At 44.3% G+C, this 25,629-nt stretch carries 21 protein-coding genes and 2 pseudogenes; 15 read left to right on the forward strand and 8 right to left on the reverse strand.

Annotated elements, in window-relative coordinates:
- Positions 1–6: 6 nt before the first annotated feature.
- Positions 7–1,404: a Gfo/Idh/MocA family protein gene (locus Q3W13_RS20850; RefSeq protein WP_302867223.1), complete on the reverse strand. Its 1,398-nt coding sequence runs from the start codon at positions 1,402–1,404 to the stop codon at positions 7–9.
- A 355-nt stretch (positions 1,405–1,759) separates the two neighbouring features.
- Between Q3W13_RS20850 and Q3W13_RS20855 the strand changes: the two genes are divergently transcribed.
- From Q3W13_RS20855 to Q3W13_RS20885, 7 genes are all read left to right on the forward strand, one after another.
- Complete coding sequence (locus Q3W13_RS20855) at positions 1,760–3,673, forward strand: beta-N-acetylhexosaminidase (RefSeq protein WP_302867225.1); 1,914 nt, start codon at positions 1,760–1,762, stop codon at positions 3,671–3,673.
- Between the two features lie 124 nt (positions 3,674–3,797).
- Positions 3,798–5,096 (forward strand): hypothetical protein, encoded by a 1,299-nt coding sequence (locus tag Q3W13_RS20860; protein WP_302867226.1) that lies wholly within the window; start codon positions 3,798–3,800, stop codon positions 5,094–5,096.
- A gap of 175 nt (positions 5,097–5,271) precedes the next feature.
- Positions 5,272–6,492, forward strand: coding sequence for an acyltransferase (locus Q3W13_RS20865; RefSeq protein WP_302867228.1), 1,221 nt, complete (start codon positions 5,272–5,274; stop codon positions 6,490–6,492).
- Positions 6,493–6,519: 27 nt separating this feature from the next.
- Positions 6,520–7,362: a hypothetical protein gene (locus Q3W13_RS20870; protein WP_302867230.1), complete on the forward strand. Its 843-nt coding sequence runs from the start codon at positions 6,520–6,522 to the stop codon at positions 7,360–7,362.
- Between the two features lie 2 nt (positions 7,363–7,364).
- On the forward strand, positions 7,365–8,690 hold the full coding sequence (locus tag Q3W13_RS20875) for an acetylxylan esterase (RefSeq protein WP_302867232.1): 1,326 nt from the start codon (positions 7,365–7,367) through the stop codon (positions 8,688–8,690).
- A gap of 229 nt (positions 8,691–8,919) precedes the next feature.
- Positions 8,920–10,218, forward strand: a complete 1,299-nt coding sequence (locus Q3W13_RS20880) for an acetylxylan esterase (protein WP_302867233.1) — start codon at positions 8,920–8,922, stop codon at positions 10,216–10,218.
- A 15-nt stretch (positions 10,219–10,233) separates the two neighbouring features.
- Positions 10,234–11,091 (forward strand): hypothetical protein, encoded by an 858-nt coding sequence (locus Q3W13_RS20885; protein ID WP_302867235.1) that lies wholly within the window; start codon positions 10,234–10,236, stop codon positions 11,089–11,091.
- Positions 11,092–11,155: 64 nt separating this feature from the next.
- Here the strand turns inward: Q3W13_RS20885 and Q3W13_RS20890 are convergent, their stop codons facing one another.
- A complete protein-coding gene (locus Q3W13_RS20890) occupies positions 11,156–11,638 on the reverse strand; it encodes an SRPBCC family protein (protein WP_302867236.1) in 483 nt (160 codons plus the stop codon).
- A 185-nt stretch (positions 11,639–11,823) separates the two neighbouring features.
- On the opposite strand from Q3W13_RS20890, the pseudogene arfB reads away from it, so the two are divergent.
- Positions 11,824–12,210: pseudogene (gene arfB, locus Q3W13_RS20895) on the forward strand (alternative ribosome rescue aminoacyl-tRNA hydrolase ArfB); the annotation flags it as partial.
- Positions 12,211–12,329: 119 nt separating this feature from the next.
- Positions 12,330–13,562: pseudogene (locus tag Q3W13_RS20900) on the forward strand (IS5 family transposase); the annotation flags it as partial.
- A gap of 201 nt (positions 13,563–13,763) precedes the next feature.
- On the opposite strand, the gene Q3W13_RS20905 reads toward Q3W13_RS20900, so the two are convergent.
- The 3 genes from Q3W13_RS20905 to lon all read right to left on the reverse strand — a co-directional run bounded on the left by Q3W13_RS20905 (position 13,764) and on the right by lon (position 18,014).
- Positions 13,764–14,735, reverse strand: a complete 972-nt coding sequence (locus Q3W13_RS20905) for a lipid A deacylase LpxR family protein (protein WP_302867238.1) — start codon at positions 14,733–14,735, stop codon at positions 13,764–13,766.
- An 81-nt stretch (positions 14,736–14,816) separates the two neighbouring features.
- Positions 14,817–15,368, reverse strand: coding sequence for a hypothetical protein (locus Q3W13_RS20910; protein WP_302867239.1), 552 nt, complete (start codon positions 15,366–15,368; stop codon positions 14,817–14,819).
- Between the two features lie 171 nt (positions 15,369–15,539).
- Complete coding sequence (gene lon / locus Q3W13_RS20915; protein WP_302867240.1) at positions 15,540–18,014, reverse strand: endopeptidase La; 2,475 nt, start codon at positions 18,012–18,014, stop codon at positions 15,540–15,542.
- Between the two features lie 371 nt (positions 18,015–18,385).
- Here lon and Q3W13_RS20920 point away from each other — a divergent pair, with 371 nt between their 5' ends.
- A complete protein-coding gene (locus Q3W13_RS20920) occupies positions 18,386–19,015 on the forward strand; it encodes a tetratricopeptide repeat protein (protein WP_302867241.1) in 630 nt (209 codons plus the stop codon).
- 47 nt (positions 19,016–19,062) lie between these two features.
- On the opposite strand, the gene Q3W13_RS20925 is transcribed toward Q3W13_RS20920, so the two are convergent.
- The gene (locus Q3W13_RS20925; RefSeq protein WP_302867244.1) at positions 19,063–19,617 is read right to left on the reverse strand and encodes a hypothetical protein; all 555 of its coding nucleotides are present in this window, start codon (positions 19,615–19,617) and stop codon (positions 19,063–19,065) included.
- Positions 19,604–21,127: a 2,3-bisphosphoglycerate-independent phosphoglycerate mutase gene (gene gpmI / locus Q3W13_RS20930; RefSeq protein WP_302867246.1), complete on the reverse strand. Its 1,524-nt coding sequence runs from the start codon at positions 21,125–21,127 to the stop codon at positions 19,604–19,606. The genes Q3W13_RS20925 and gpmI overlap by 14 nt, the downstream gene beginning before the upstream one ends.
- Before the next feature lie 182 nt (positions 21,128–21,309).
- Here gpmI and Q3W13_RS20935 point away from each other — a divergent pair, with 182 nt between their 5' ends.
- The 5 genes from Q3W13_RS20935 (at position 21,310) to Q3W13_RS20955 (ending at position 25,018) form a co-directional block, all read left to right on the forward strand.
- Complete coding sequence (locus Q3W13_RS20935; protein ID WP_302867248.1) at positions 21,310–21,699, forward strand: DUF4783 domain-containing protein; 390 nt, start codon at positions 21,310–21,312, stop codon at positions 21,697–21,699.
- A 131-nt stretch (positions 21,700–21,830) separates the two neighbouring features.
- Positions 21,831–22,676 carry a carboxylating nicotinate-nucleotide diphosphorylase gene (gene nadC, locus Q3W13_RS20940; RefSeq protein WP_302867250.1) on the forward strand — a complete coding sequence of 282 codons (846 nt, stop codon included), beginning with the start codon at positions 21,831–21,833 and terminating at the stop codon, positions 22,674–22,676.
- A gap of 140 nt (positions 22,677–22,816) precedes the next feature.
- Positions 22,817–23,467, forward strand: coding sequence for a glycerol-3-phosphate 1-O-acyltransferase PlsY (plsY, locus tag Q3W13_RS20945; protein WP_302867252.1), 651 nt, complete (start codon positions 22,817–22,819; stop codon positions 23,465–23,467).
- Positions 23,464–24,267 carry a M48 family metallopeptidase gene (locus Q3W13_RS20950; protein WP_302867253.1) on the forward strand — a complete coding sequence of 268 codons (804 nt, stop codon included), beginning with the start codon at positions 23,464–23,466 and terminating at the stop codon, positions 24,265–24,267. Before plsY ends, Q3W13_RS20950 begins: the two co-directional genes overlap by 4 nt.
- A gap of 10 nt (positions 24,268–24,277) precedes the next feature.
- Entirely contained in the window at positions 24,278–25,018 is a 741-nt protein-coding gene (locus Q3W13_RS20955; protein ID WP_302867255.1) for a YqjF family protein, read from the forward strand.
- A gap of 368 nt (positions 25,019–25,386) precedes the next feature.
- On the opposite strand, the gene Q3W13_RS20960 is transcribed toward Q3W13_RS20955, so the two are convergent.
- Entirely contained in the window at positions 25,387–25,623 is a 237-nt protein-coding gene (locus Q3W13_RS20960) for a hypothetical protein (protein ID WP_302867256.1), read from the reverse strand.
- Between the last annotated feature and the right edge of the window lie 6 nt (positions 25,624–25,629).

The raw sequence follows: 25,629 nt of genomic DNA on the forward strand, positions 1-25,629 counted from the left end.
AACTGATTACTTGCCAACTACCATCATCTTTTCTGCATCCCAGTGGATAACTTTGTTGTGGAAATAGCTTTCGTTACAGGCCAGCGCAGGCGCAGCAGCGCGGAAACCGAACACCGCATCTTCTACCACAGGCTTGCCGGTGCGGATGGAATCCATAAAGTTGGCAAAATGGTCGTTTGATGAATTATAGCCTTCGGGCGAGTGATAGGTTACATCCGGAAGATTTGGGGCACGCTGATCGGCTGCCGGATATTTGGCGTTGTAATTATCCATTAGTTGCTTTTGCATGGCCTGCGGAAATGTATCTAACGAATCCCATCCGCCTATGCCCGGCGCGGCAGGCATCTTACTTTTATGGATGGTAAAGCCCTGGTCGTCCTGCAGGTCAATCACCCCTTCCGAACCGATAATTTTGGTAGACGAGCGCTCGCCCTCTCCTCTAATGAAGTTCACCCGCAGGTTTGCCTGAAATGCCGGATGCTCCTTTGTCGCAGGGTATTCAATAACTGCTGTCATTACATCGGGCACATTCCGTCCGTCTTTCCAGTAATAGGTACCGCCAATAGCATATATCTTGTCCGGCCCTTTTGAATTGGTAATAAAATGAATACCGGTCAGCAGGTGTACAAAAAGGTCTCCGGCTACACCGGTTCCATACTCGCGGTAGTTTCGCCATCTAAAAAACCTGTTGCTGTCATAAGGGCGTTTAATTTTTTCATGGGCCTGGAATGCCGCCCAATCTACAGTTTGCGGCCCCGCATCAAGCGGAATGGTATATTGCCAGGCGCCCAAAGAGTTTTGCCTGTTAAAAGAGGCTTCGATAGAATTGATCTGCCCGATAGCGCCGGCCTGGTAAAGCTCTTTAGCTTTCTGAAAGGCAATACTGCTTACGCGCTGGCTGCCAACCTGGAAAACGGCTTTAGTTTCCCGCTGGGTTGCTATTTCGCCGAGCCCCTCGTTCAGGTAATGTACCATAGGCTTTTCGCTGTATACCGCCTTACCTTTGCGCATGGCTGCATTGGCAATAGTACTGTGCCAGTTATCGCTGGTGGCTATAATAACGGCATCTATATCCTTGCGGTCGAGTATTTCGTGGTAATTATTTGTAGTGAATATATTGCTGCCGTGTACTTCTTTTGCCCGCTGCAAGCGCCCTTGGTATAAGTCGCAAACGCCAACCAGTTCAACACCCGGGCAAGTCAATGCCGCACGCGTATCATTAAAACCCATTATTCCCATCCCTATGGTGGCAATCCTTATTTTATCATTGGCACTGTACCGTTTCTGCGCCTGTAAAAGCCGGCGTTCATGATCTTCCTGCGCTGCTAAACTTGAAAGTGAAGCAGAGGTGAGCATGATCGTGCCGCCTAGCTGCTTAATAAATTTTCTTCTATCAGATGACATATATGGGTTTTATTAGTTGGAAAAGCAAGGTAGGAAATTTGTCGGTTAAGTTGATTGGGGTGTTTGCAATAGATTAAGTTTTAAAAGTCCGGGCCCTTGAACTCAGGGGCTTCTCTGATCATTTAATCTCATTCAGCTTAATCCAACTGCTTCTCCGCCTGGCTCAGCATAAATTCGTATTCGTCTTTATCCGGCTGACGATTTTTCGGAGCCTTATTTCCGAACAACCATTGCCTGGTTAGCGGCATTGTCAGGCTCTGTCAACTTTTATACACCCAACCCTTTTTAAATAAAATTAAAAAGTTTAATTTGCAGTCAGATATCCCTGCCAATAAAACCTCTTTATAATTCAATTATGAAAAAACTATCCTTAGCATTCTGTTGCTGTTTTGTTTCATTTTTATCCTTTGGACAGGCTGTCAAAAGCACGCTGTCCATCATACCGGAGCCGGTAAAGACAGTTACAAAGCCCGGCCAGTTTATACTGCCAAAAAACATTACCATACAGGCAAAGCTCAACAAAGACGTGATGCCTGTAACCAACTACCTGCGCAAAAAGCTGACCACTGCCACCGGCGCAATGGTAACAATTAAAGGTAATTCGTTTGCGCCGGCAACCATCAAGCTTTTGCTGACAGCAAAAACCGATACTACCTTAGGTAAAGAAGGATATAAGCTATGGGTAAGCGGCAAAGGAGTGGTTATCAGCGCCAACGAGCCCGCAGGTTTATTTTATGGTGTACAAACCTTAATGCAGCTGTTACCTAAAGAGATTGAAAGCGCCGAGGTACATCACATGAGGTGGACGATCCCCCATGTTGAGATAACCGATTACCCGCGTTTTGCATGGCGGGGACTGATGTTAGATGTTTCGCGCCACTTTTTCACCAAAGAAGAAGTTAAGCAATACATTGACCAGATGGTGCGTTACAAATTTAACCTGCTGCATATGCACCTAACCGACGATGAAGGCTGGCGCATAGAAATTAAAAGCCTGCCTCGCCTGACTACCGTTGGCGCCTACAACGTTAAAAAGGTAGGCGAGTTTGGTACTTTTTCTAAACCAACACCCGATGAGCCCCGCACTTATGGCGGCTTTTATACACAGGATGATATTAAGGAGCTGGTTAAATACGGCAAAGAGCATTTCCTGAATATTATGCCGGAAGTTGACGTACCCGGTCATAGTTTAGCAGCTGTAGTTGCTTATCCTGAATTGTCATGCACACCTGGCGCCGAAAACTATCAGGTACGCTCGGGCGAGCATATGATGGATTTCAGCAAGGAGGGTATCAAAGCTTTGGTTGACAATACCCTTAACCCTGCCAGCGAAAAAACTTATGCGTTTCTTGATAAAGTGATGGGCGAAATTGCTCAGTTGTTTCCATTTGATTACATACACTTAGGCGGCGACGAATGCGCTAAGAATTTTTGGGAACAGAGCGCTGACGTTAAAGCTTTAATGGCGAAGGAAAACCTCAAAAATATGGAAGAGGTGCAGAGCTATTTTGAAAAACGCCTGGAAACCATCGTTGAATCAAAAGGTAAAAAATTCATGGGATGGGACGAGATCATAGAAGGCGGCCTTGGCCCTAAAGCAGCGGTAATGAGCTGGCGCGGTATACAAGGCGGCATCACCGCCTCGAGGCTGGGTCACGAGGTAGTTATGAGCCCAACCACCTTCGCTTACCTGGATTATATGCAAAGCGACCGCGTAATGGAGCCTCATGTATACGCTACCCTGCGCTTAAATAAATCATACCAGTTTGAGCCGGTTCCTGACAGCGCGGACGCGAAATTAATTTTAGGCGGACAAGCTAACCTGTGGACTGAACAGGTATTTAATTTCCGCCAGGTAGAGTACATGACCTGGCCGCGGGGCATGGCTATATCAGAGTCTGTTTGGTCGCCAAAGGCTAAAAAGGACTGGAATAACTTTTATCCAAAGGTTGAAAAACAGTTCGCACGTTTAAACGAGGCTGAAATAAAATACGCACCGGCCATGTATGATCCGGACTTTAAAGCCACCATGAACGGCGACAAGATGAATGTTGAGCTGACCACCGAAATACCCAACCTGGATATTTACTACAGTTTTGATAATTCATATCCTGACAGGTTTTATCCTAAATATATGTCCGCTTTGGAGGTGCCTGAGGACGCTACCCAGTTAAGAGTGATAACCTACCGTGGTAAGGAACCGGTGGGAAGGATGATCACTATGCCTATAGCTGAGCTGAAGCGGAGGATTGGCAGAAGCGGACAATAATTCAAAGTATAGAACCGTTGGCCTTGAGGCTGAAGTCTTTTTTTAAAAACAACTTCAGGCTCAGGGCCTTTTTATTTGCAGAATAATTACATTGTACCGAAGTTGCATTTTTAACGCTGCATTTATGAAAAAAGGAATATATGTCGCAGTAATTTTGTTTGGCTTAATCACAGTCTATTCATTTATTTCAAAGCCCGCCCCCTTCAAGCCGCAGGTTAGGCTAAGGCATACCGCTAGATTTGTTTTTAAATCCTTCGTCGATTGCAATATGTCGGAGGTTTGGGTGGGTGATAAGTTTATGATATTCCCGGGCAAGTATGGTGAGGACCCGCTTTGGGGCGAGTCGCACAATTTAAAATATGCAATTGGCAGCAACATCGATGAAGTCTTCAACACCAAAGAGCGGCATTTTACAGAGCCTAAGCTTCCGCCCAACGCTCCCAAACTGAGTCCGGGCCTGCATGGGGCGGTCTGGTTTGAGTCGGTTTACCAGGATGTAAGAGACAGGTCTGATAAAACGCTTTATGCCTTGTATCATAACGAGAACTATCCGGAAACCCTGCCTTACGATGCAAAAACCGGGAAAGGTTATAAAAACTATAAATGGCCGCAGGGCTTAAAAGGGCCGTCATCCCCTTCTGCAGTGTGCCGCATTGGTATTATGAAATCTGTTGATGGCGGCCTGAGCTGGAAAGACCTGGGTATTTTTATAGAGGACGAGCAGCCCCGGCTGATCCTGCGCCCGTATAACACGGCAGCGAATTTTGCGGGCGGCACCGGCGACCCATCAGCCGTTGCCAGCGGCAAATATTTGTATTTATTTTACGGCGAATATGGCTACCCCGGGGTTTATAACGAGAAAACATACAAACCAGCTGATGAGTGGAAAGGGCAGTGCATAAGCATAGCCCGCATTGCCCTTTCTGATTTAGATAATCCGGCAGGCAAGGCCAAACGCTGGGATGGTAAGGCATTTACCGTTCCATACAACGGAGTTGGTAAACCTGTCACAACGATACAGATCCCGCAATCAGCCGGCGGCGGCCCGGCATCCTCTCCTGCCGCTAAATACTACTGGGGTCCATCCGTCAGCTGGAACACATACCTAAACTGCTGGGTGATGTTGATGGCTAAAGCCGAAGGCCCTTCATGGAAAGGCAGCAGTATCTATATATCTTTCAATAAAAACCGCGATCTTGGCGCCGGGACAAACTCTCAGCAATGGACAAATCCTGTTTTGCTGATAGATAAACCAGGCCACACTCTTTGGTATCCATCGCTTCAACCATTAAGCCAGGAAGCCAATCCGGCTAACAAATATTCATCTCTAAAAATGGGGCAAAAAGCACGGTTATTTTTTAAGGACAACGATGGAGGGAAGAATGATTATGTTTCAGAATATGAAGTGGAGTTCAGGAAGTGAACTGTACGGAAACACACCCTTGTATTGTTTTTGAAATCACCCTATGGCATTAATGAATAAGTAATGATACTTTCTCCTCAGTAAAAAAATTAACTTTTCCACACCCTTAGATTAACTTTTTGCGTATACGGGCCGTTAATAGGTTTATCTTAGAAAAATTAAACATTTTAGCGGTTTGTCACAAAAATCATTACAGAATTACATCCCCGCCCTTACAGGTGTACGCGCAATGGCGGCTTACCTGGTGTTCATCTCCCACTTTTCTTATATTTTCGACGGCGGATTTCCCCATATTTTCCAGCGTTTTTTTGCTGAGTTCCATATCGGCGTAAGCATTTTCTTTGTATTGTCGGGTTTCCTGATCACGTTCCGCTATTACAACAGTTTTCATTTAACCAAAGAGTGGTTTCTGCAGTATCTAAAAAACCGCGTGGCACGTATTTACCCGATGTACTTCCTGCTTACGGTAGCGGCATTTGTTTATTATTTCGCAACCGGCGATGTAAAAATAACCAAAGGGTCTTCGCACCCGGTTGGACTGATGTTTATGAACATCACCTTTGTGCGCGGCTTTTTTTACCAATATTGGGATACAGGCATAGCGCAGGGCTGGAGCCTAACTGTCGAGGAATGCTTTTATTTCTCCGCGCCAATCATCTTTCTCATCGCCAAAAAGTATAATAAATTTTACATTCAGCCGGTTGTTATTACCCTGTTTGCCATCATGATGACGTTCATCTTTAAAGATGTTAACTGGCATGGCTTTTTTGGCAACTATACGTTTGTGCTGTGTTTTACTTTCTTTGGCCGGTGCTTCGAATTTTTTGTAGGCGTGCAGCTGGCCAGGTATGTATTAAAAAATGGCTTTACACGCACTAATAAAATCAGCTTTACCTACGGCGGGTTTATTATGATATTTGTTTGCGTATTCATAATGGCGCTGCAAAAACCTATAGCGCCCTGGCTGGCCGGGCTGGAAACCCCAATAGGCATTATCACCAACAATTATGTGCTTTGCATAATGGTAGCCTTCTTTTTTTATGGCATCCTTACAGAAGAAACCCTGTTTAAAAAATTCCTGGCATTGCCATTTATAGAATTACTGGGCAAAAGCTCCTATATCTTTTACCTGATCCACTTAGGCTGGATATATGACGTACTTCTCAGTAATATCAATAAAGCGAACGACTCGATTTTTGAGATGTATGATAAGTGGCAAAAAGACTGGATATCCCCGTTTCAAAATGATACAGTGAACCTTATACTCATTTTTATCGTATTAAACATCATTTCAGTAACACTGTTTAAATTAGTTGAGGAACCATTAAACCATTATATCAGGCGGTCGAACTTTTTAGTAAAATATAAGCCACGCCCCAAAGGCATTACCGACTAAAACTGTAAACCGCGGTATCAATTTGTAATGAAAAGATCTTTCATCATAAGCCTTTTTGCTTACTTGTTTTTTGTTTTAATATTGCCTTTTAAAACATTTGCCGGGTTTCCTATCGGTAAATATCGTAATGTTATAGTGCCTACTTTTTCCTATTATCGCCAGACAGACAGATTTGACGATAAGGACCATGTAATTAAGGGTGCGCCCGGAACCAGCTTTACATCGTACTCCAGCAATTTGTTTATTGGCTATGGCATATCGCGCCGCCTGGATGTTATTGCCACCATACCTTATCTATATCAGCAAAACATAGTGGCTCCCGGCTATAAATTGGTAGACGCCGGGTTGGGAGATGCAGTTGTTGGCTTTAGCTATAACCTGGTAAACACTAATTTTGTAAGATTTTTTTCGATCGGCGTCTCGGCTATCGTGCCCTTATATAACATTCACAACGGGCCCTCGCCACTGGGCTTGAGCGCTTACGGCAGCGAGGTTAAGCTGATGTATTGCGGCAACCTGCCGAAAGATGTATCTAAAAAAGGTTATTTCAACCTTGAACTCGGCTACCGCAAGTATTACGATACCCAGGGCCCCGACCAGGTCAGCCTGTTAGGTAGCGTGGGCTACCCGGTATCAAGGCATGACCAGTTTAGCCTCGATATTTTATTGTGGAGATCCTTCAGCTCGAACAAAGAGTTTAATGAAAATATTTTTGCGGCGCACGATTATTCCTTCTTTAAACCACAGTTAAACTACGGGCATACATTTACCCGGCGGTTTTCTGCGTTTGTGGGCGGCTTCTATGTGCCATTTGGCGTAAACACCGGCGTAGGCTACGGAGGCTCACTGCTGGCAGTTATAAAGTTATAGTTATGAAAAGAGTTAACTATTTAATTTATTTATCTGCGTTTATCCTCGCGGCATCGTCGTTTAAAGCGGCTGCCCAACAGACAGAGGAAACCGGGGATGTGGTACTGACGGCAATCCCGCAAAATAAAAATGCCTTATTTAACGGTAACGAACCCATCAGGTATAAACTCCAGGTACGCAATAACACCAAACAGCATCAAAACGGCCATATCTCGTACCTGGTGACAACCGACGAAGGTAAAAAAGTAGCGGAAGATTCACTTCGCGTTAATCTGAAAGGCGGCGCCGGCAGAGACATCGGCATTACCGTTCCAAAAATGCAAACCGGCTTTTACCGTATCAGCTTTATGGTAAATATGCCGGAATATGACGATACCCTGCGCCGGGTATTTGGCGTTAACCCCGAAAAGATTACGTCGCGGCTGCATAAGCCTGCAGATTTTGACGCTTTTTGGGATCAAACCCGGGCTCAGTTGGCAGCGGTACCACCAGAATACCACGTTACAGAGCGAAAGGACCTTTCGACTAACGCAAAAAAAGTTTATTCAGTCGAGATGCGTTCATTTGGCGGGATTGTGATCCGGGGCTGGCTGGTTATTCCGCGCGATGGGAGCAAGTTCCCGGTACACTACCGGGTGCCGGGCTATGTTGTTACCCTGAAACCTAATATGGATAACGACGACTTTATCGCGTTTGATCTAAATGTCAGGGGAAACGGCAACAGCAGGGATGTAATTAACGTCGGCACAGATAATTATTCGGTGATCAACATCGAAAATAAGGATAAATACATTTACCGCGGCGTGTATATGGATTGTCTTCGGGGTGTCGATTTTTTATATTCGCACAGCAATTTAGGTATTGATACATCAAAAATCTTTGTGGAAGGTGGCAGCCAGGGCGGCTCGCTGGCACTGATAACCGCAGCACTTGATAAAAGGGTGAAGCTGCTTACAATGCAGGTACCACTTTACGCTGATATTCGCGACGGTTACAGTATATCTGAATCTTATGGACACCAGGTATTTCCGTTTAAGGTTTTTCGCAAATACCAGAGCCAGCACCCGGGTTTCTCATGGGAAAAATTTTATGCGACGTTCGATTATTACGATCCGCAGAACTTTGCGCCGATGGTTAAGTGCCCGGTACTAATGGGCATAGGTTTGCTTGACCAGTTTTGTCCGCCCCGCTGCAGTATGGCGTTATATAACCATATCAGCAGCACAAACAAGGAGTTTGTATGTGTACCGAACTCCACACACGAGGTTGATTTTAATTATTTTATGTTTCAGAACCTGTGGCTGCGCGAGAAATTCCGGATACCTTAGGGAAACAACTGTTGATTTGTTTTCCCACTTATGATAACTGAGAGGCAATAATTAATTAATGATATCACCGTTTTAACGGGCAATAAACATACAACAGGCATTTTTATTTACACACTGTGGAAAATTGGGAATTTCGGCACGGTAATAGCCATACCTGACCGTTAAATGTACAACGGGGCATTTATCTTTATGGCGGCCTTAGCCGGCACCCAATTATTGAGTTGAAAATATGATGGCAAAATTTACGAATAAGATACTGGTAATGGCAATTGCACTGGTTATGCTGACCGGAGTACACGTTTTTGCACAGGAAGAAACGGTAACTACAGAGTTAACCACCCATAGCAGTGATGCTATCTTCAGCTCAACTGCTTCTTATACATTTTCAGTACAAAGCACCTACAACACGCCGCAGGTGGGCAGTGTAAAATATGTGGTGACTACCGAGGCTGGCAAGAAGATGAAGTCGGACTCAGTTCATGTAAATATCGGCCCGCGCAGCTCCGCCAGCTACAGTTTTGATATTTCAGGCTTGCAAAGCGGTTTTTACAAAGTCAACTTCATGATCAACGTATCTGACTATGACGATACTACCCGCAGGGCATTTGGTATAAGGCCCCACGAAGTACGTTCGCAGCATGCAAAGCCATCTGATTTTGAAAAATTCTGGAATAATACTAAGGCCGAACTTGCCAAAGTCGACCCTGAATTTACAGTAACGGAAATGCCCGATTCGAGCAAAGACAACCGTAATGTTTACCTGGTCGAAATGAAGTCACTCGGCGGCATGACCATTCGCGGCTGGCTTACCGAACCCAAAACAACCAATAAAAAGAAAAAATTTGCTGTGATGCTGGCATTGCCGGGTTACCAGGTTAATCTAATGCCGCTATACGGCGTCGACCCTGATATTGCTATACTTTCGCTCAACATTCGCGGACAAGGCAATAGTCGGGACGTCATCAACGTCCGCAAGGAAACTTATATAACACTTGGTATTGAAGACAAAAACAAATATGTACTTCGCGGCGCCATTATGGACTGTGTACGCGCGGTAGACTTTATTTATACCCGCCCCGAATTAAGGCATGATAACATTATTGCCGTGGGTGGTAGCCTGGGAGGATTTTTAGCTATTGCAACTTCTTCGGTGGATAAACGTATAAACTTCTGTTCGGCAGCGAACCCGATATTAAGCGATGTACGCGATTTGCAGTACGAAGTGGACTGGCCGTTTATCGACATTAAAAAATATGTTAATACCAGGCCGGGATTAACTTATGAGCATGTGTTAAACAACCTGGATTATTTTGATTCGAAAAACTTCGCATCAACCTTGCAATGCCGTACCCTGGTGGGGATGGGCATGCTGGATAACATTGCACCGCCAAACACAGTACAAATACTTTATAACGGAATCCCGGCGGATAAGCACCTGATCATTTTCAGGGACCTGGCGCACGAAATCGGCAAAAAGTACGTGGTGTACGAGGGCCGCTGGATGAGGGATACATTTGCATTGTTTTAATATTAACCATTAATCATGAGCCTTTTGAAAACTATTACCAGAACTTTACTTTTCTCGCTGATATTTTTAATTACCGCCAATAGCCTGAGCTATGCCGACGGCGGTTTCCCCGTACGCCCCGGGCGTTTGTTGCTGGCGCCATCGGTTGCTTACTTCTGGGCCAATTCGGGCTGGGACCAAAATAGTGTAAAGACACCATTTGCTGATAATGGCAGATTTTCGTCGGTAGGTACTACTTTATATGGCGAATATGGCATCAGCCGCAAATTTGCAGTGGTAGCGTCGTTACCGCTGGTATTTAACAGGTACACTTCCGCCTCAAATCCACCGGTAACAAGTTCGGGCCTCGCCGACCTGGAGACCGGTTTACGGTATTACCTGGCGAATATTGATTTCGTTTATTACTTCTCATTGCAGGGTACTGCCATTACCCCAATGTACAGCAATAACCCCAGCCTTGGTTACGGCGAGGAAGGCGCTGAATTAAAGCTTGCTTTTTCGGGCACCGGTCACCTGGGCAGCCTTACAACTTATTTTAATGCCGCCGACGGCGTGCGCCAATATTTCGGAACCAACGGCCCTATCCAGAACCGTTACAATGCAACTTTTGGTATTACGCTGGATAGCGACTATGAAAACCAGGTTTCAGCAACTGTAAGCGGCATCTATTCACAAAGCGACGACAAGCGGTTTTCAGCAATACCCGAAACCAATAAAGATTTTTCATTTCTGCAGGCTTCCATTGGCTTTGGCCATTCGTTTACCAGGGAAACTTCGCTGTTTTTGAGCGGCGGCAGATTTCTTACAGGCCGCAATACCGGCGTAGGCACATCAGTATCCCTGGCCTTTATTTACAGGCTGGATTATAGGTAGAAATTTTGGTGAAAGGTAAAAGGTTAAAGGCGAAAGACCGTTCTAAACCTTTTACCTTTCGCCTTTAACCTTTAGCCTGCTTCATCACCCCAAATAATTCGTCAATCGCCCTTTTCCTGAACTCAAATATCTGCTTCACTTTGTTGCCGACGAATACAGCATTGGTAAACCTGCCGATCACGCCGTAGGGAATTGCATAATTTAAAATATCAGTCATTAGCACCCCGCCTTCAATTTCTTTAAAATGGTGCTGATGGTGCCATAAGGCATAGGGGCCAAAGCGCTGTTCGTCCACAAAATACTGACCCTCTTTTACGTGGGTTATTTCGGTCATCCAATTCATTTTGATACCCATTACCGGCGTAATCTTGTAGGTGATTATCATTCCTGCGTACATTTTGGTATCCCCGTTATAATCGGATGTAACTATAAACTTCATATCATCCGGCGTAATTTTTGCCAGGTTGAGCGGTGATGAGAAAAAATCCCAGGCTTCATGGAGGCTCACAGGGATAGCTTGTTCGGTTTTAAGCAGGTATGTTTTCACGGATTAGCTAATAACTTTTATATAATGATTTTGAGGAACAGATCATCGAAGCCGTGTAACGGGTCAGGGCAGATAGTAGTTCAATATCCCGGCGGCTTAATTGGATGAATGTACTTAAAAAAAGCGGATTTCCGGCTATTTCGCTAAATTTGCAAATGAATTTTACCCGCGCCGGCCTGCAAAAAGAAATTACTTACAAAACATCCCGAAGTGGCGGAAAGGGCGGGCAGAACGTCAATAAGGTATCTACCAAGGTTGAGCTTCTTTTCTCAGTAGAGAATTCAGCGCTGTTTACTGAAGAAGAAAAATCCCTCATCAGTTCTAAATTACAAAGCCGCCTGAACAAGGATGGCCTCGTACAAATAATTTGCGACGAGGAGCGCAGCCAATATCTCAACAAGGAAAAAGCTGTAGAAAAACTGGTGGCGCTGCTTACCAGGTCGCTGCAAAAACCCAAAATACGCAAGCCTGCTAAAGTAAGCAAAGCCGCTAAAGCGGCACGGCTTGACTCCAAAAAAATAAATTCAGCAAAAAAAGAAGGCAGAAGAGGGAATTGGGGAGATAGCGATTAGTTAATTAGTCAGTCCTTAAAAAGTGTATAATTAATTGATTATCAACATTTTGTTAGTACTATTAGTTGTTTAAATCTGCAGGATTTATAGATATTAGTGTCAGAAACTTGCAGTTATTTATGCTTAACAGACCAGTAATTTCCTCCCAATTGAGCTTTTTACAGCCTGGCTTGAAAGAACAATTATCTAATAAACATCCCTTATACATTTTGGCTGATGTGATTAATTGGCAGATGTTTGAGGACAGTTTCAAAAAACATTACAATGAAAACTTTGGCCGTCCTGCCAAACCAATACGGTTGATGACAGCACTGTTGATGCTGAAACACATCCGTAACCTGAGCGATGAAAGCGTGGTAGAACAGTGGGCAGAGAATGCTTATTACCAATATTTTAGCGTGGAGCAGATCTTTACGGCAAAAGCCCCGTGTGAGGCATCAGAATTGGTTCATTTTCGCAACCGTATCGGTGCCGATGGCGTTGAGCTCATCCTTAAGGAAAGTATCCGTATCAATGGCAAAGGCGGTAAAGAAAACAAAGCCAGCATAGATACCACAGTCCAGGAAAAGAATATCACTTATCCTACTGACAGCAAGCTACACCGGAAGATCATTAAAAAATGTTCAGCAATAGCTGAAAAAGAACAGCTTGTACTTCGTCAAAGTTACAGCCGCACTTTAAAGAAGCTAGGTATTGACCAGCGATTCAGGAACCATCCTAAAAATGGTGCAAAAGCACGTAAGGCAGACAAAAAAGTAAAAACAATAGCTGGCAGACTGGTAAGAGAACTAAAAAGAAAATTACCTGCAGAAAGTTACAGCAGCGAACTGGAGTTATTCGAGCGGGTACTTAGACAAAAGCGGCATGACAAAAACAAGGTCTATAGCCTCCACGAACCGGAAGTGGTATGCATCAGCAAAGGTAAAGAGCATAAGAAATATGAGTTTGGCAGTAAAGTATCCATTACGGTCACCCAAAATAGTGGCGTAATCATTGGGGCGCTGAATATCCCGGGAAATGATTACGACGGACATACGCTTGATGCGGCGCTCAAGCAACAGCAGCGACTTACAGGTCATAAACTCAAAGAAGCCTTCGTTGACCGGGGCTACCGGGGTAGAAAAGAAGTCGAGGGTACCCTTATCCATACGCCCAAAACCTTTGGTAGCAAACTAACAAACTATCGAAAATCAAAGTTGAAGGAAGGCTTTACAAACAGAGCTGCCATTGAACCTAAAATTGGTCATCTGAAAGCAGATCACCGTTTAAGTCGTAACTTTTACAAAGGCATCAAAGGCGATAACATCAATGTGATGCTAGCTGCTGCCGCAATGAATTTCAAAAGGATGATGAATCTCTGGAAAAATCATCTTTTGGCGATTGTTTATGAAATTATCAAGCTAACTACAAATCTAAACCGAGCCTCCAAAATATACTTGTCGGTTGTTTATTGACTTTTTAAGGATTAACTATTTAGTGATAGAGATTAGTTAGATGCCGGTTTTATTTTCTTAACCTAATCAACTAATCTCTAATCAATTAATCTCTAGCATCTACTTAAACCTATACAACGCGGTTACACTGCCCCACTGCTCCGAGCGCACCATTTCTTTGGTTTCTTTGGTGTGAAAAATTGCTGCAGCATCCACAGCGAACCGTCCGGTGGTAAACGCCACACCAAACTGATTGCTGAAAATTACAGGTTCTTTATTACGCGTTATTTCAAGACTATTGGGGTCATCGTGGCTGGCAAACAAGCCGCCTTGTATGGTGGCATCATACAGCACATAATTGAGCAAAGGCTTGTAGTAAAAAAATATCTCGTGCTGGTGAAGCGGCTCTGCCGCCTGCTTTTGTATGGCCGAACTTTGCGTAATTACAGAATTAAACAACTGGTTAAAATTACCGATCCTTACTATACCACCTGCGCCTGCACCGCTAAAGCCGTTACCCAGGTTTGCATACCCGGTAAATGAAGCGTCTATCCAACTGTCGCGTGCAATTAATTTGGTGTAATTTGCCGATAAATTTAACTGGGCCTCGTTATGTATCTGGTATTCCCAGCCCCCCGGGTGATAAAAGCCGAAATGGTCATGCACGTAATCCTGCACTTCTTTACCAAATGCCCCGGGGCCAATAATGCCAATCTGCGCCCCAAATTTCAAGGCGCCTTCATTTTTATATAAAAAGTTTAAAGTGGCGCCGGCATACAGATAGCCCGCAAATGGCCGATCCACCAGATACGCCTGATCAGCGCCCTTATAATTAACACTGCCACTCTGTGGATTGAATATCTTTTGGCCTATTTCAAGACCAAGTACTTTGTTAGCAAGCTTACTGCTTTCATTTACCTTTTGGGCATGCCTGTAATAAAAAAAGATGCCGTCGGTGTAATACCTGTCCGAACCCTGCATCAGGTAGGAATCATTATCCGTTTGTAAGCCTATTTCGGTACTGTGTGTCTGGGCAAAAACGTTCGCGGCGCAAAAAAAGCAAATGGCGAACAGCAATAATTTAAATCTCATCCGGTTTGTTTGCAATAACCGTCTAAAATAGTAAAAGCCCCGGTAATTCAGGGCTTTTACAAATATTTTTAAAGGCAACAATTAAAACGTATAGCCAATGCTCAAACCGCCTTCAGCTATTACACCATCATCATACAATACCGGCACAAACGCTATCCTGAAATTAATACCCCCATTGTCCTGCTGAAAACGATAGCCAACAGTTGCGGTGCCGATAAAGCCGGTAACATTGTCGAACTCAAAAAATGTACCCTTATTTGAGCCTTGAGAACGAACGAACGTTGTACCTGCGCCAAACTCGGCAAAGCTGCTGCCGCCCTCACGGCCTAATGGTGCTAAATAATTTATTTGCAGGGGGACCGATGCCACCCAGTTAGCGCCTGTGTTATAGTAACCCGCACCTACTCGGTAGCCAAACTTATCGCGCCTGTCGCCAAAACGTGTATCGTAATTTAAGGTAAGCGCTAAACCCGGGCCACCCGCCTCCAGAAATATGGTCCGGGGTTTTATAAATTCTTCCTGAACGGTATCTCTTTTAATAGGATTTGCCTCAAGGTTTTGTGCCTTTAGGTAGAAAGATGACGTAACAAGGAACAATAAAAAAAGAGCTTTTAGCGCAAAAGTTTTCTTCACTTTGGTGGGGCTTTAGGAGGTTTTTAAATAGTACTACAATTAATTTACAATTACGATACCACCTAATACGCTTGTTAAAGCTGAAATGTTTCACGCCCCGGCCAGCCGGCGCCTGAAACATTTCAGTAAAAATTCAGAATTATTAACAAAATATTGCCACCAAAAATGAGATCAGGCAACGGGCTGCCTGTTGTCTTCTTTTATTGTAAAGTCAAGAGGGTTATCTACTTTCTCATCCAGCAGCGCCAGGTTTATAACCTCATGCATTTCAGTCACGTAATGAAACTTAAGGTCTTTTATGTAATCCTCCTTAATTTCCTGTATATCTTTCCTGTTCGATGCGCAAAGCACTATTTCTTTTATATTGGCGCGTTTAGCTGCAAGTATTTTTTCCTTTATGCCACCAACCGGCAACACACGCCCGCGCAAGGTTATCTCGCCGGTCATGGCCAGGTGCGGTTTGATTTTACGCTGCGTAAAGGCTGATGTAAGGGCGGTGAGCATAGTTACCCCGGCCGATGGGCCATCTTTAGGCGTAGCCCCGGCAGGAACATGCACGTGAACATCCCATAAGTCAAACAACCTTGGGTCAATGTTGAAATTGGCTGCGTGAGCACGCAGATAAGCCAGGGCGATAGTCACCGATTCCTTCATTACATCACCCAGGCTGCCGGTGAGTGTTAGCTTGCCTTTACCGGGGCTTAAGCTAGCCTCGATGAATAAAATATCTCCGCCAACCGATGTCCACGCCAGGCCGGTAACCACACCTGCAACGTCGTTTCCTTCGTACAGGTCTTTATCATATATCGGCGCGCCCAATATTTTCTCCACCTCTTTCGCGCTTACGGTAGGGTTATAAGGCTCTTCCAGGGCGATGTTCTTAGCCACCCCGCGTACCAGCGAGCCTATTTTCTTCTCGAGTGCGCGCACACCGGATTCACGCGTATAATCGACAATCAGTTTTTCAATCACCTCAGGCCTCACCACCACATCTTTGGTTTTCAGGCCATGTGCTTCCCGCTGTTTTGGTAAAAGGTGCTGTTTAGCAATTTCAACCTTCTCTTCAATAGTATAGCCGTTAACCTCTATTATTTCCATACGGTCGAGCAAAGCGGGCTGTACGGAACTTAATGAATTTGCCGTTGCAATAAACATCACATTTGACAAATCAAAATCCATCTCAACATAGTGGTCGTAAAATGTGCTGTTTTGTTCGGGGTCGAGCACTTCAAGTAAAGCCGAAGACGGGTCGCCCCTGAAATCGTTACCTACTTTATCAATCTCATCTAAAATAAACACCGGGTTTGAAGCCCCTGCCTTTTTTATCGACTGGATAATACGGCCAGGCATTGCGCCTATATAAGTTTTACGGTGGCCGCGTATCTCGGCTTCATCGCGGATACCACCCAGTGCCATACGCACATATTTACGGCCGAGCGCTTTGGCTATAGATTTTCCCAGGGAAGTTTTGCCAACTCCGGGAGGGCCTACTAAACAAAGAATCGGCGCCTTCATATCGTGCTTTAATTTAAGCACTGCCAGGTACTCAATTATGCGTTGCTTCACCTTGTCAAGGCCGAAATGGTCTTTATCAAGTACTTTTTGTGCACGCTTTAAGTCGAAGTTATCTTTGGTAAACTCGTTCCAGGGCAGGTCGAGCAGCAATTCAAGGTAGTTTATCTGCACGGAATAATCTGCAGCGGCAGGGTTAATGCGCGCCAGCTTTTCGATCTCTTTGTTAAAATGATCGTTAACTTCCTTGGCCCACTTCTTTTTTGATGCCCGTAGTCTCAGGCTGTCAATCTCAAGGTCAGGCGTATTCCCGCCAAGTTCTTCCTGGATCGTCTTCAGTTGTTGGTTTAAGAAATAATCACGCTGCTGCTTATCCAAATCAACCCTGACTTTGCTTTGTATCTGGTTTTTAAGTTCCAGCATCTGCAAATCAAGGGTTAAGTGTTCCAGCACCAGGTTAGCTTTCGCACGCAGGCTGGGTTCTTCCAGCAATCGCTGCTTCGCCATCATATCGGCGTTCATGTTCGACGCGATAAAATTTATCAGGAACGAGGTGCTTTCGATGTTGCGGATAGCTATCCCCGCTTCGCTCGGAATATTTGGCGAAAGCTGGATAATGCTCATGGCCATGTCTTTTATCGACGAAACCATAGCCTTAAATTCCTTATCCTCTTTATGCTTAGCTTCTTTAAACGGTTCAATGGTAGCCTTTATATAAGGCACGCTCTGCACTTCATCTTTTAAGATAAACCTTTTTTTGCCTTGCAGGATAACCGTAGTGTTGCCATCGGGCATTTGCAGCATCTTAACAATTAATGCAATGGTTCCGATTTTGTTCAACTGGGCAAATGAAGGGTCTTCTATTGCTACATCCTGTTGAGCAACTACCCCAATCATGCGGCTGCCTTTATTGGCATCGCGGATCAATTTAATTGATTTATCACGGCCGACAGTTATCGGAATAACCACGCCGGGGAAAAGTACGGTATTACGCAGCGGCAGTATCGATAAAATATCCGGTATGGCCTCATTGTTCATTTCCTCTTCGTCTTCGGTAGACATAAGGGGAAAAAACTCCGAATCCTCATTTATAACCGGTAAAGCACTATTAAAATCAAACGGATCAAAATTCATCAACTACCTTTTATGTTTTGTAAAAAACGTCAATATGTCAGCCTGCAAAGATACAGGCATTTTTGCACAGGATAAAAAGGAATTTTCCTGCGGGTTATTCAATATTTCAATTGCTATGCCAAGTACCGGCAAATCAGGCGCCGCAAATCAGGTTGGTTTGTAAAACACTGAGAACATGAAGGTTAAACAAACAACCGGATTAAAACCAAAAAATAAAGTTATTGATAAATATGAAAAAAAGTCATATAATAGCACTCTGTTTTGATAAATTATTTTACGGGCATCTGTACAAAAAATACAATGCTGGCATAATATTTTCTAACTATGGCAGTTAATATTATACTGTTTTGATTATCACTAGTTGGCCGTTAATGAGGATTTCAGTAATTATATCTTTACTTATAATTTCTTCCGTTGAAACCATATCTGCCCAAAACTCCTATATAAAATTGGGACAGCAGGCTTTAATGGATGGGGATTTTAAGGCGGCAGTATCTCAGCTCGAAAGGGCCTGCCTGATAGACTCTACAAACTCCACCGCCTTGCTAATGCTGGGATATTCATATTACCACAGCGAAAATTATAAAAAGTCCATTGCTGCCTATACCAAGGAAATTGCCTTAAATCCTGCAGATGCAACCGCTTATTACTACAGGGCCAGGGCAAAAGGCTACCTGGGAAAAGATAATCAGACTAGCCCCGCAGACAAAGAAAAATATCTTCTCGGTGCAATTTTTGATTTGACTAAAGCCATCGCTATAGATCCTGATCTTACCCGGAACAAATATTACCAGGTGAGGGGTATTGCCTACCGCGAATATGGCGTGTTTAAATTGCAGGCAACCGGAAAACAATTCGATAAAGTAAGGGCGATCAACTCGCTGCGTGCGTCTGTGGCTGACCTGGAAAAAGTTTTGGCAGATAACCCCGGCCGGACTGACATCTCTACCCTTATCGATCTTTCAAAGCAGAAACTTAACGAAGCGCTGGCCCACAAATAATCGTAAGCCGGGATTTATTTTGATAGCCTATTCAGGTCTTCGTATAATTATTTAATAATTACTCCCGTAATGTTATAATTATTGTTCCCCATCAGCTTAACGTGCTGACTTTTTTCAATCCGGTAGAGAGAGTCGGGATAGTAGCTTAGCTTCTCGATATTCCTGTATAAGATATTTTGTGTTTTGGTGTAAATAATTATCCACTTGATCTTATCCGCATCCTTCTTGATTATAATTTCGCGGACTGTAAGCCCGGGCTCAATAGCCTTATACAATGTAATGCCATCACCCGTTGATGTGGTGTAACTATTTTTCCAGGCGGGACGGTTGATATCTCCTCCGACAAATGACTCCAGCTCCTGCCCCCAGTTTTCAATAGCCACCTTTTTTGTTTCGCTAACGCCATTATGTACAATAGTTTTTAACACCGGGGGCTTAACCCTTTGCAGGTCTTGTGCTTCATTGGTAAAAAAGCCTTTGATATCGAAGTATCCTGCCTTCCCGCCGCTTTGCTTTGCCTCAGGTTTGCAACCTGAACACAAGGCCGCCAGGGTCGTAACAATAGCGATAACTAAATATGGCCTTAGTTTAAACCAATACATTGCCGCCCATTTGTTCAGGAATAGCGATCCCTAAAATTTTTAATATGGTTGGCGCTATGTCTCCCAGTTTGCCGTCATTCACATGTTTCACATCGTCATCAATAACAATACACGGAACCAGGTTGGTAGTATGCGCAGTGTTGGGCGTGCCATCATCATTAATCATATAGTCAGCATTACCATGGTCTGCAATAATTATAAACGAATATCCGTTCGCCAAACCGGTTTCAACCACCTCTCTTGTACAGCCATCAACTGTTTCAGCAGCTTTAACTACGGCGCTGAATACGCCGGTGTGGCCCACCATATCGGTATTTGCAAAATTAAGCACAATAAAATCCGCCCAGCCACTTTTCAATTCCGGAATTATCGCATCGCGTATGCCTTCAGCACTCATCTCCGGCTGCAAATCATAGGTCGCCACTTTCGGCGAGGGTACCAGCAGCCGCTTTTCATTGTCAAATTCCTTCTCACGCCCTCCGGAGAAAAAGAACGTTACATGCGGGTATTTCTCGGTTTCCGCTATCCGGATTTGATTTTTTCCTGCATCCTGTAAAACTTCACCAAGCGTTTTGGAAAGATCATCCTTAGTAAAAACCACCTTTACATTTTTAAACGTTTCGTCATAAGTGGTCATAGTTATATAATGCAGGTCCAGCGGGTGCATGTTATACTCGGGAAACGCCTTCTGAGTTAAGGCAAGCGTTATTTCACGCCCCCTGTCGGTCCTGAAATTAAAACAGATCACAACGTCGCCTTCCTTAATCACCGCAAGCGGGTTGCCGTTTTCGTCAACCTTGATTATTGGCTTAATAAATTCGTCGGTAACCTCTTGTAAATACGATTGCTTGATAGACTGAACAATATCTTTTGTTGGTTGGCCTATGCCGTTAACCATAAGATCGTAAGCCAGCTTTACGCGCTCCCAGCGGTTGTCCCTGTCCATTGCGTAATACCTGCCTATTGCCGATGCCAGTTTTACGTTCGAGTTCTCTATGTACTGCTCTAAATCAGCAATAAACCCCCCACCTGATTTAGGATCGGTGTCTCTGCCATCTAAAAAAGCATGGATAAATACCTTTTCCAAATTGTACACCCCGGCAGCATCGCATAAACCCTTCACATGTTTAATATGAGAGTGCACCCCCCCGTCAGAAACAAGGCCTATAAAATGTACGTCTTTATTATTTTGTTTGGCGTAGTCAAATGCTTCCTTTATAACCGGATTAGCCGGGAATTCATTATCATCAACCGCCTTATGTATCCGGCCCAATTCCTGGTAAACCACGCGGCCCGCTCCAAGGTTCATATGGCCCACTTCTGAGTTGCCCATTTGTCCTGCGGGCAAGCCAACAGCCGTGCCCGACGCTTCCAATTTAGAATTTGGATACTTTTGCAGCATCGAATCAAAGAACGGCGTTTGGGCGGCGAGTATAGCATTCGAGGCGTCGTTACGGCCGAAACCCCAGCCATCCAGAATAATTAAAGCGATTTTTTTTTGTCTTTCCACAATGCAAATATAAAAAGCAACGTTCTTAGTTAGTAATAATTATTGATTAAGTTACACCGGCGAGCGGCCGCAATTGCATCTCCGCTAAACCCCCGCCTCAAAACTTAGTATGCTTAAGCTATCGCAATAAGGCGTAAAACCAAATTATTTACTGCTCGTTTTAATACTTAGGGAGATATCTTATGAAACTTTTATACATGCCGGTACTAATATTGCTTTACCTGCTACCTGTTACCACGGGGCCTTTAGAGAAAGTTGCCGAACTTTTCCGGCAGGCAAATGTAGCCGAACTCACTAAGTTATTCGCTGCCAATGTTGAAATAACAATGCAGAACGATGAAAACCTGTATTCCAAAACGCAGGCAGGCATTATTCTCGATAAATTCTTTAGTCAAAATAAACCCGTTTCTGTAAAGGTGCTGCATAAAATCAACTCCAGCCAGAATTATGTTTTTGGCGTGCTGATCCTTAATACTCAAAAAGGCCCCTACCGCATTGCTGTTACTTTGAAGCAAACAGGAGGCACGTCAGAGCTGACCGAATTGCGCATCGAAACCGAGAAGGTGAAGTAGTGCATAAGTAATATCCGCTCTCCGTAGTCGCCAGAATATGCATCTGCGCCCGCTATCACTTTTTCTATGAACTATGAACCATGAACCATGAACTATTCTTACTTTTGGCCCGACACTAACATATACAGGTTTTGGACAAGCAACTTATCGACCAGTTTATTTTAAATTCACTTAATGAAGATGTGGGCGATGGCGACCACACCTCCCTCGCCACAATCCCTGCAGGCACGCAAGGCAAAGCAAAACTTTTGGTAAAGGATGAAGGCATCCTGGCCGGCGTTGAACTTGCACAGGAAATATTTCACATTATTGATCCTGCGCTTAAAGTTTCTGTATTTATAAATGATGGTGCTAAAGTTAAACCTAAAGATGTAGCTTTTGAGGTTGAAGGTGATGCTCAAAACATCTTAAAGGCGGAGCGCCTGGTGCTAAATTGCATGCAGCGCATGAGCGGTATCGCTACGAAAACCCGCCAGATAGTAGATCTTTTACAAGGCACCAACACCAAAGTTTTAGACACCCGAAAAACCACACCCGGCTTACGGTACCTCGAAAAGTGGGCTGTCAGAATCGGAGGCGGTGTTAACCACCGCTTCGGCTTGTATGATATGATATTGATAAAAGATAATCATGTGGATTATTCAGGCGGTATCCGGCAGGCAATTGAAAACACACAGCAATACCTCAAAAACCAAAACAAAAAGCTGGCTATCGAGATTGAAGTAAGAAATATGGAAGAGCTGCAGCAGGTATTGGAAACAGGGGGGGTAAACCGTATCTTACTGGATAACTTCAATTCCGCAAGTCTGCGCGACGCAGTTAATCTTATCAACGGGCGTTTTGTTACGGAGGCTTCCGGCGGCATTACCATCGATAATATACGCGATTATGCAGCATGTGGTGTTGATTACATTTCAGTAGGTGCTCTAACTCATTCCGTAAAAAGCATTGATTTAAGTTTGAAGGCGGTAAGCTAAGGCTTGTTCCAGGAAGCTGAAGGACATACTTTTTTGTGAAGAACGAACGAATTATCCGCTGCAACGCTTCATTCCGGCTTACGGACTTTACCGACTTTCTAACTTCAAATATGACTTCAAATTATTAATATTGCGGTGAAATGATAACTACCTACTCTGTTTCAGCGCTTATTCTGGCTTATTTCTGCGGGTCTATCCCTACAGCTGTCTGGATAGGCCTGGCATTTTACGGAGTTGATGTACGTGAATACGGCAGCGGTAATGCCGGAGCAACCAACACATTCAGGGTATTGGGAAAAAAAGCAGGCATCCCGGTTATGCTTATTGATATTTTAAAAGGATGGACAGCAACCAGCCTTGCGTATTTTATCGGTGTATCAACAACCGGAGGCCCCCATTCCAATTTAATAAGCTATCAGCTGGCATTGGGAATAGCTGCTGTTATGGGCCACCTGTTTCCTATTTTTGCCGGCTTCAGGGGCGGTAAGGGTATAGCTACTTTGTTTGGCATGGTGCTGGCAGTTAACCTCGATGCGGCCTTGTTCTGCGTGTCTGTATTTATTGTAGTGCTGTTGATTACGCGCTATGTTTCCCTTAGTTCCATCACCGCCGGTTTCGCATACCTGGTGGGTGTTACATTTTTTTTCAACAAATACACAAGTAATCTTGTTGTTATATTCGGGATGCTGATATGCCTTTTGATATTGGTTACGCACCAAAAAAACATCGAAAGGCTACTGAAAGGCAAAGAGTCCCGCGTAAATTTGTTTAAGAAAAAAACTGCCGTATGAAAAAATTATCCTTTGGTGCAATTTTATTGCTTTCCGCTATCCTTTATTCCTGTTCAACCGTTCCGTTAACCGGGCGTAAACAATTGTCATTGGCCGATGATGCCCAGATCAATCAATCGGCGGCGCAAAGCTACAGCCAGCTACTATCTGACCCTAAAACGGTTGTTATTAATAACACCAGCGACGCCCAGCGTGTAAAACATGTCGGCAGTCAGCTGGCAACAGCAATTGAGGGCTACTTAAAGACGAATGGCTATGCCGATCAGTACAATTTCAAATGGGAATTTAACCTCATAAAAAGCAGCGAAGTAAACGCCTGGTGTATGCCCGGCGGCAAGGTTGCCGTGTACAGCGGTTTAATGCCCCTGGCAAAAACGGATGCTGAACTTGCCACCGTTATGGGTCACGAGATCGGCCACGCCATAGCACGCCACTCAGCCGAAAGAATATCTCAGCAAATGGTGGCACAGGGTATCGGAGGCGCGGTTGGTGTAGCTTCATCTAACCAAAGCGCGGCTACACAGGCCATCATCAGCAACCTTTACGGCGTAGGCAGCCAGCTAACCCTGCTAAAATACTCGCGCGACCAGGAGTCAGAAGCTGACCGCCTCGGGCTTACTTTCATGGCGCTTGCCGGCTACGACCCTCATGCAGCACTTACCTTCTGGCAACACATGGCCGCCCAAAACAAAAACGGCGCTCCGCCCGAACTGCTGAGCACGCACCCTGCCGATGCCACCCGTATTGCAGATATTCAGAAACGGCTGCCGGAGGCAATGAAGTATTACACCAGACATTAACACCCGGTATATGGCGAAAAGAAAGTTCATGGAAGCGCGCTGGGAAAATCTCCTGATGCTTAACTACGAAGTGCCGCCTGAAATTTTAGAGCCCTACCTTCCTCCATATACGGTTCTTGATTACTGGCAAGGCAAAGCATTGGTCAGCATGGTTGGCTTCGAATTTTTGCAAACCAGGGTATTGGGTGTAAAGTGGCCTTTTCATGTGGATTTTGAAGAAGTAAACCTGCGCTTCTATGTAAAATATTTCGACGGGCGGGAATGGAAAAGGGGCGCGGTTTTCATCAGCGAGATTGTGCCAAAAAACATGATTGCTTTGATAGCCAATAATCTTTACAATGAGCATTACCGCGCCCTGCCGATGCGTCATTCACAAACGCCGGCAGGTGATAACCATCTGAACTTTTTATATGAGTGGAAATTAAAAGGCCGATGGAACAAACTTGGCGCTACAGTGAGCACTCAATTTAATGATATACAACCCGGCAGTCAGGAAGAATTTATTTTCGAGCATTACTGGGGCTACAATAAGCTGACGGCTGCTTCGACCATGCAGTACCAGGTGGAACATATCAGCTGGCAGGTGGCTAATGTTACTAACCCTGTGTTTGATGGTGATATAGCCGCGCTTTATGGTGAAGAGTTTGTTCCATTTTTAAGCGCTCAGCCATATTCAGCATTTTTCGCAAACGGATCGGCCGTAAATGTGAGGATCGGTGAGAAGATAATGGAGGAGTTGATTCTTCAGTGACCCATTAATATTATAAAGAGTATGGATCTAATATTTTCAGACCATCGATATTTTTAAAGTCCTTAGTATTTCGGCTTAATAAAACAAAATTATGAACAATAGCTGTGGCAGCTATAATTGCGTCGGCAACTTAATTTTCACGACTTTTCGAATTAAAATTGTCTGCTCGACAACGGGTAAACTTAACTCATATTGTTTGGACAAGTCAAGAAAGGAGCAAAGGCTTTTATTGGCGGAATGATGACCTAAAACTTCAATTCGGTTTATTACTGAAATGTTAAAATCACTTGAGATCGCTTCTTCAACCAGTTCATGAGCATTGGCTGGGAGAACGCCCCCGATATATCCCAAAAGGATATTCGTGTCAATTAAAAATTTCTTTCCCAATCGTTACGGCTTTGTTCAATATCGGAAATCATTTTAAGAGCTGTTTCCTTCGATATACAGCCTACATAATCAGATGGTTTACCTTTAGAGGAACCCTGCCTTGGTTTTTCCAATTCTTTCAAATCCTCGTGTTTGGCCGTAATATTATTCCACTCAGCAATGGGAATGAGCACTGCCGTTGGCCGGCCCTCATTATCCGAAACATACTGGAGTTCCATAACTTT

Source organism: Mucilaginibacter sp. L3T2-6, from assembly GCF_030519355.1.
Lineage (GTDB): Bacteria > Bacteroidota > Bacteroidia > Sphingobacteriales > Sphingobacteriaceae > Mucilaginibacter.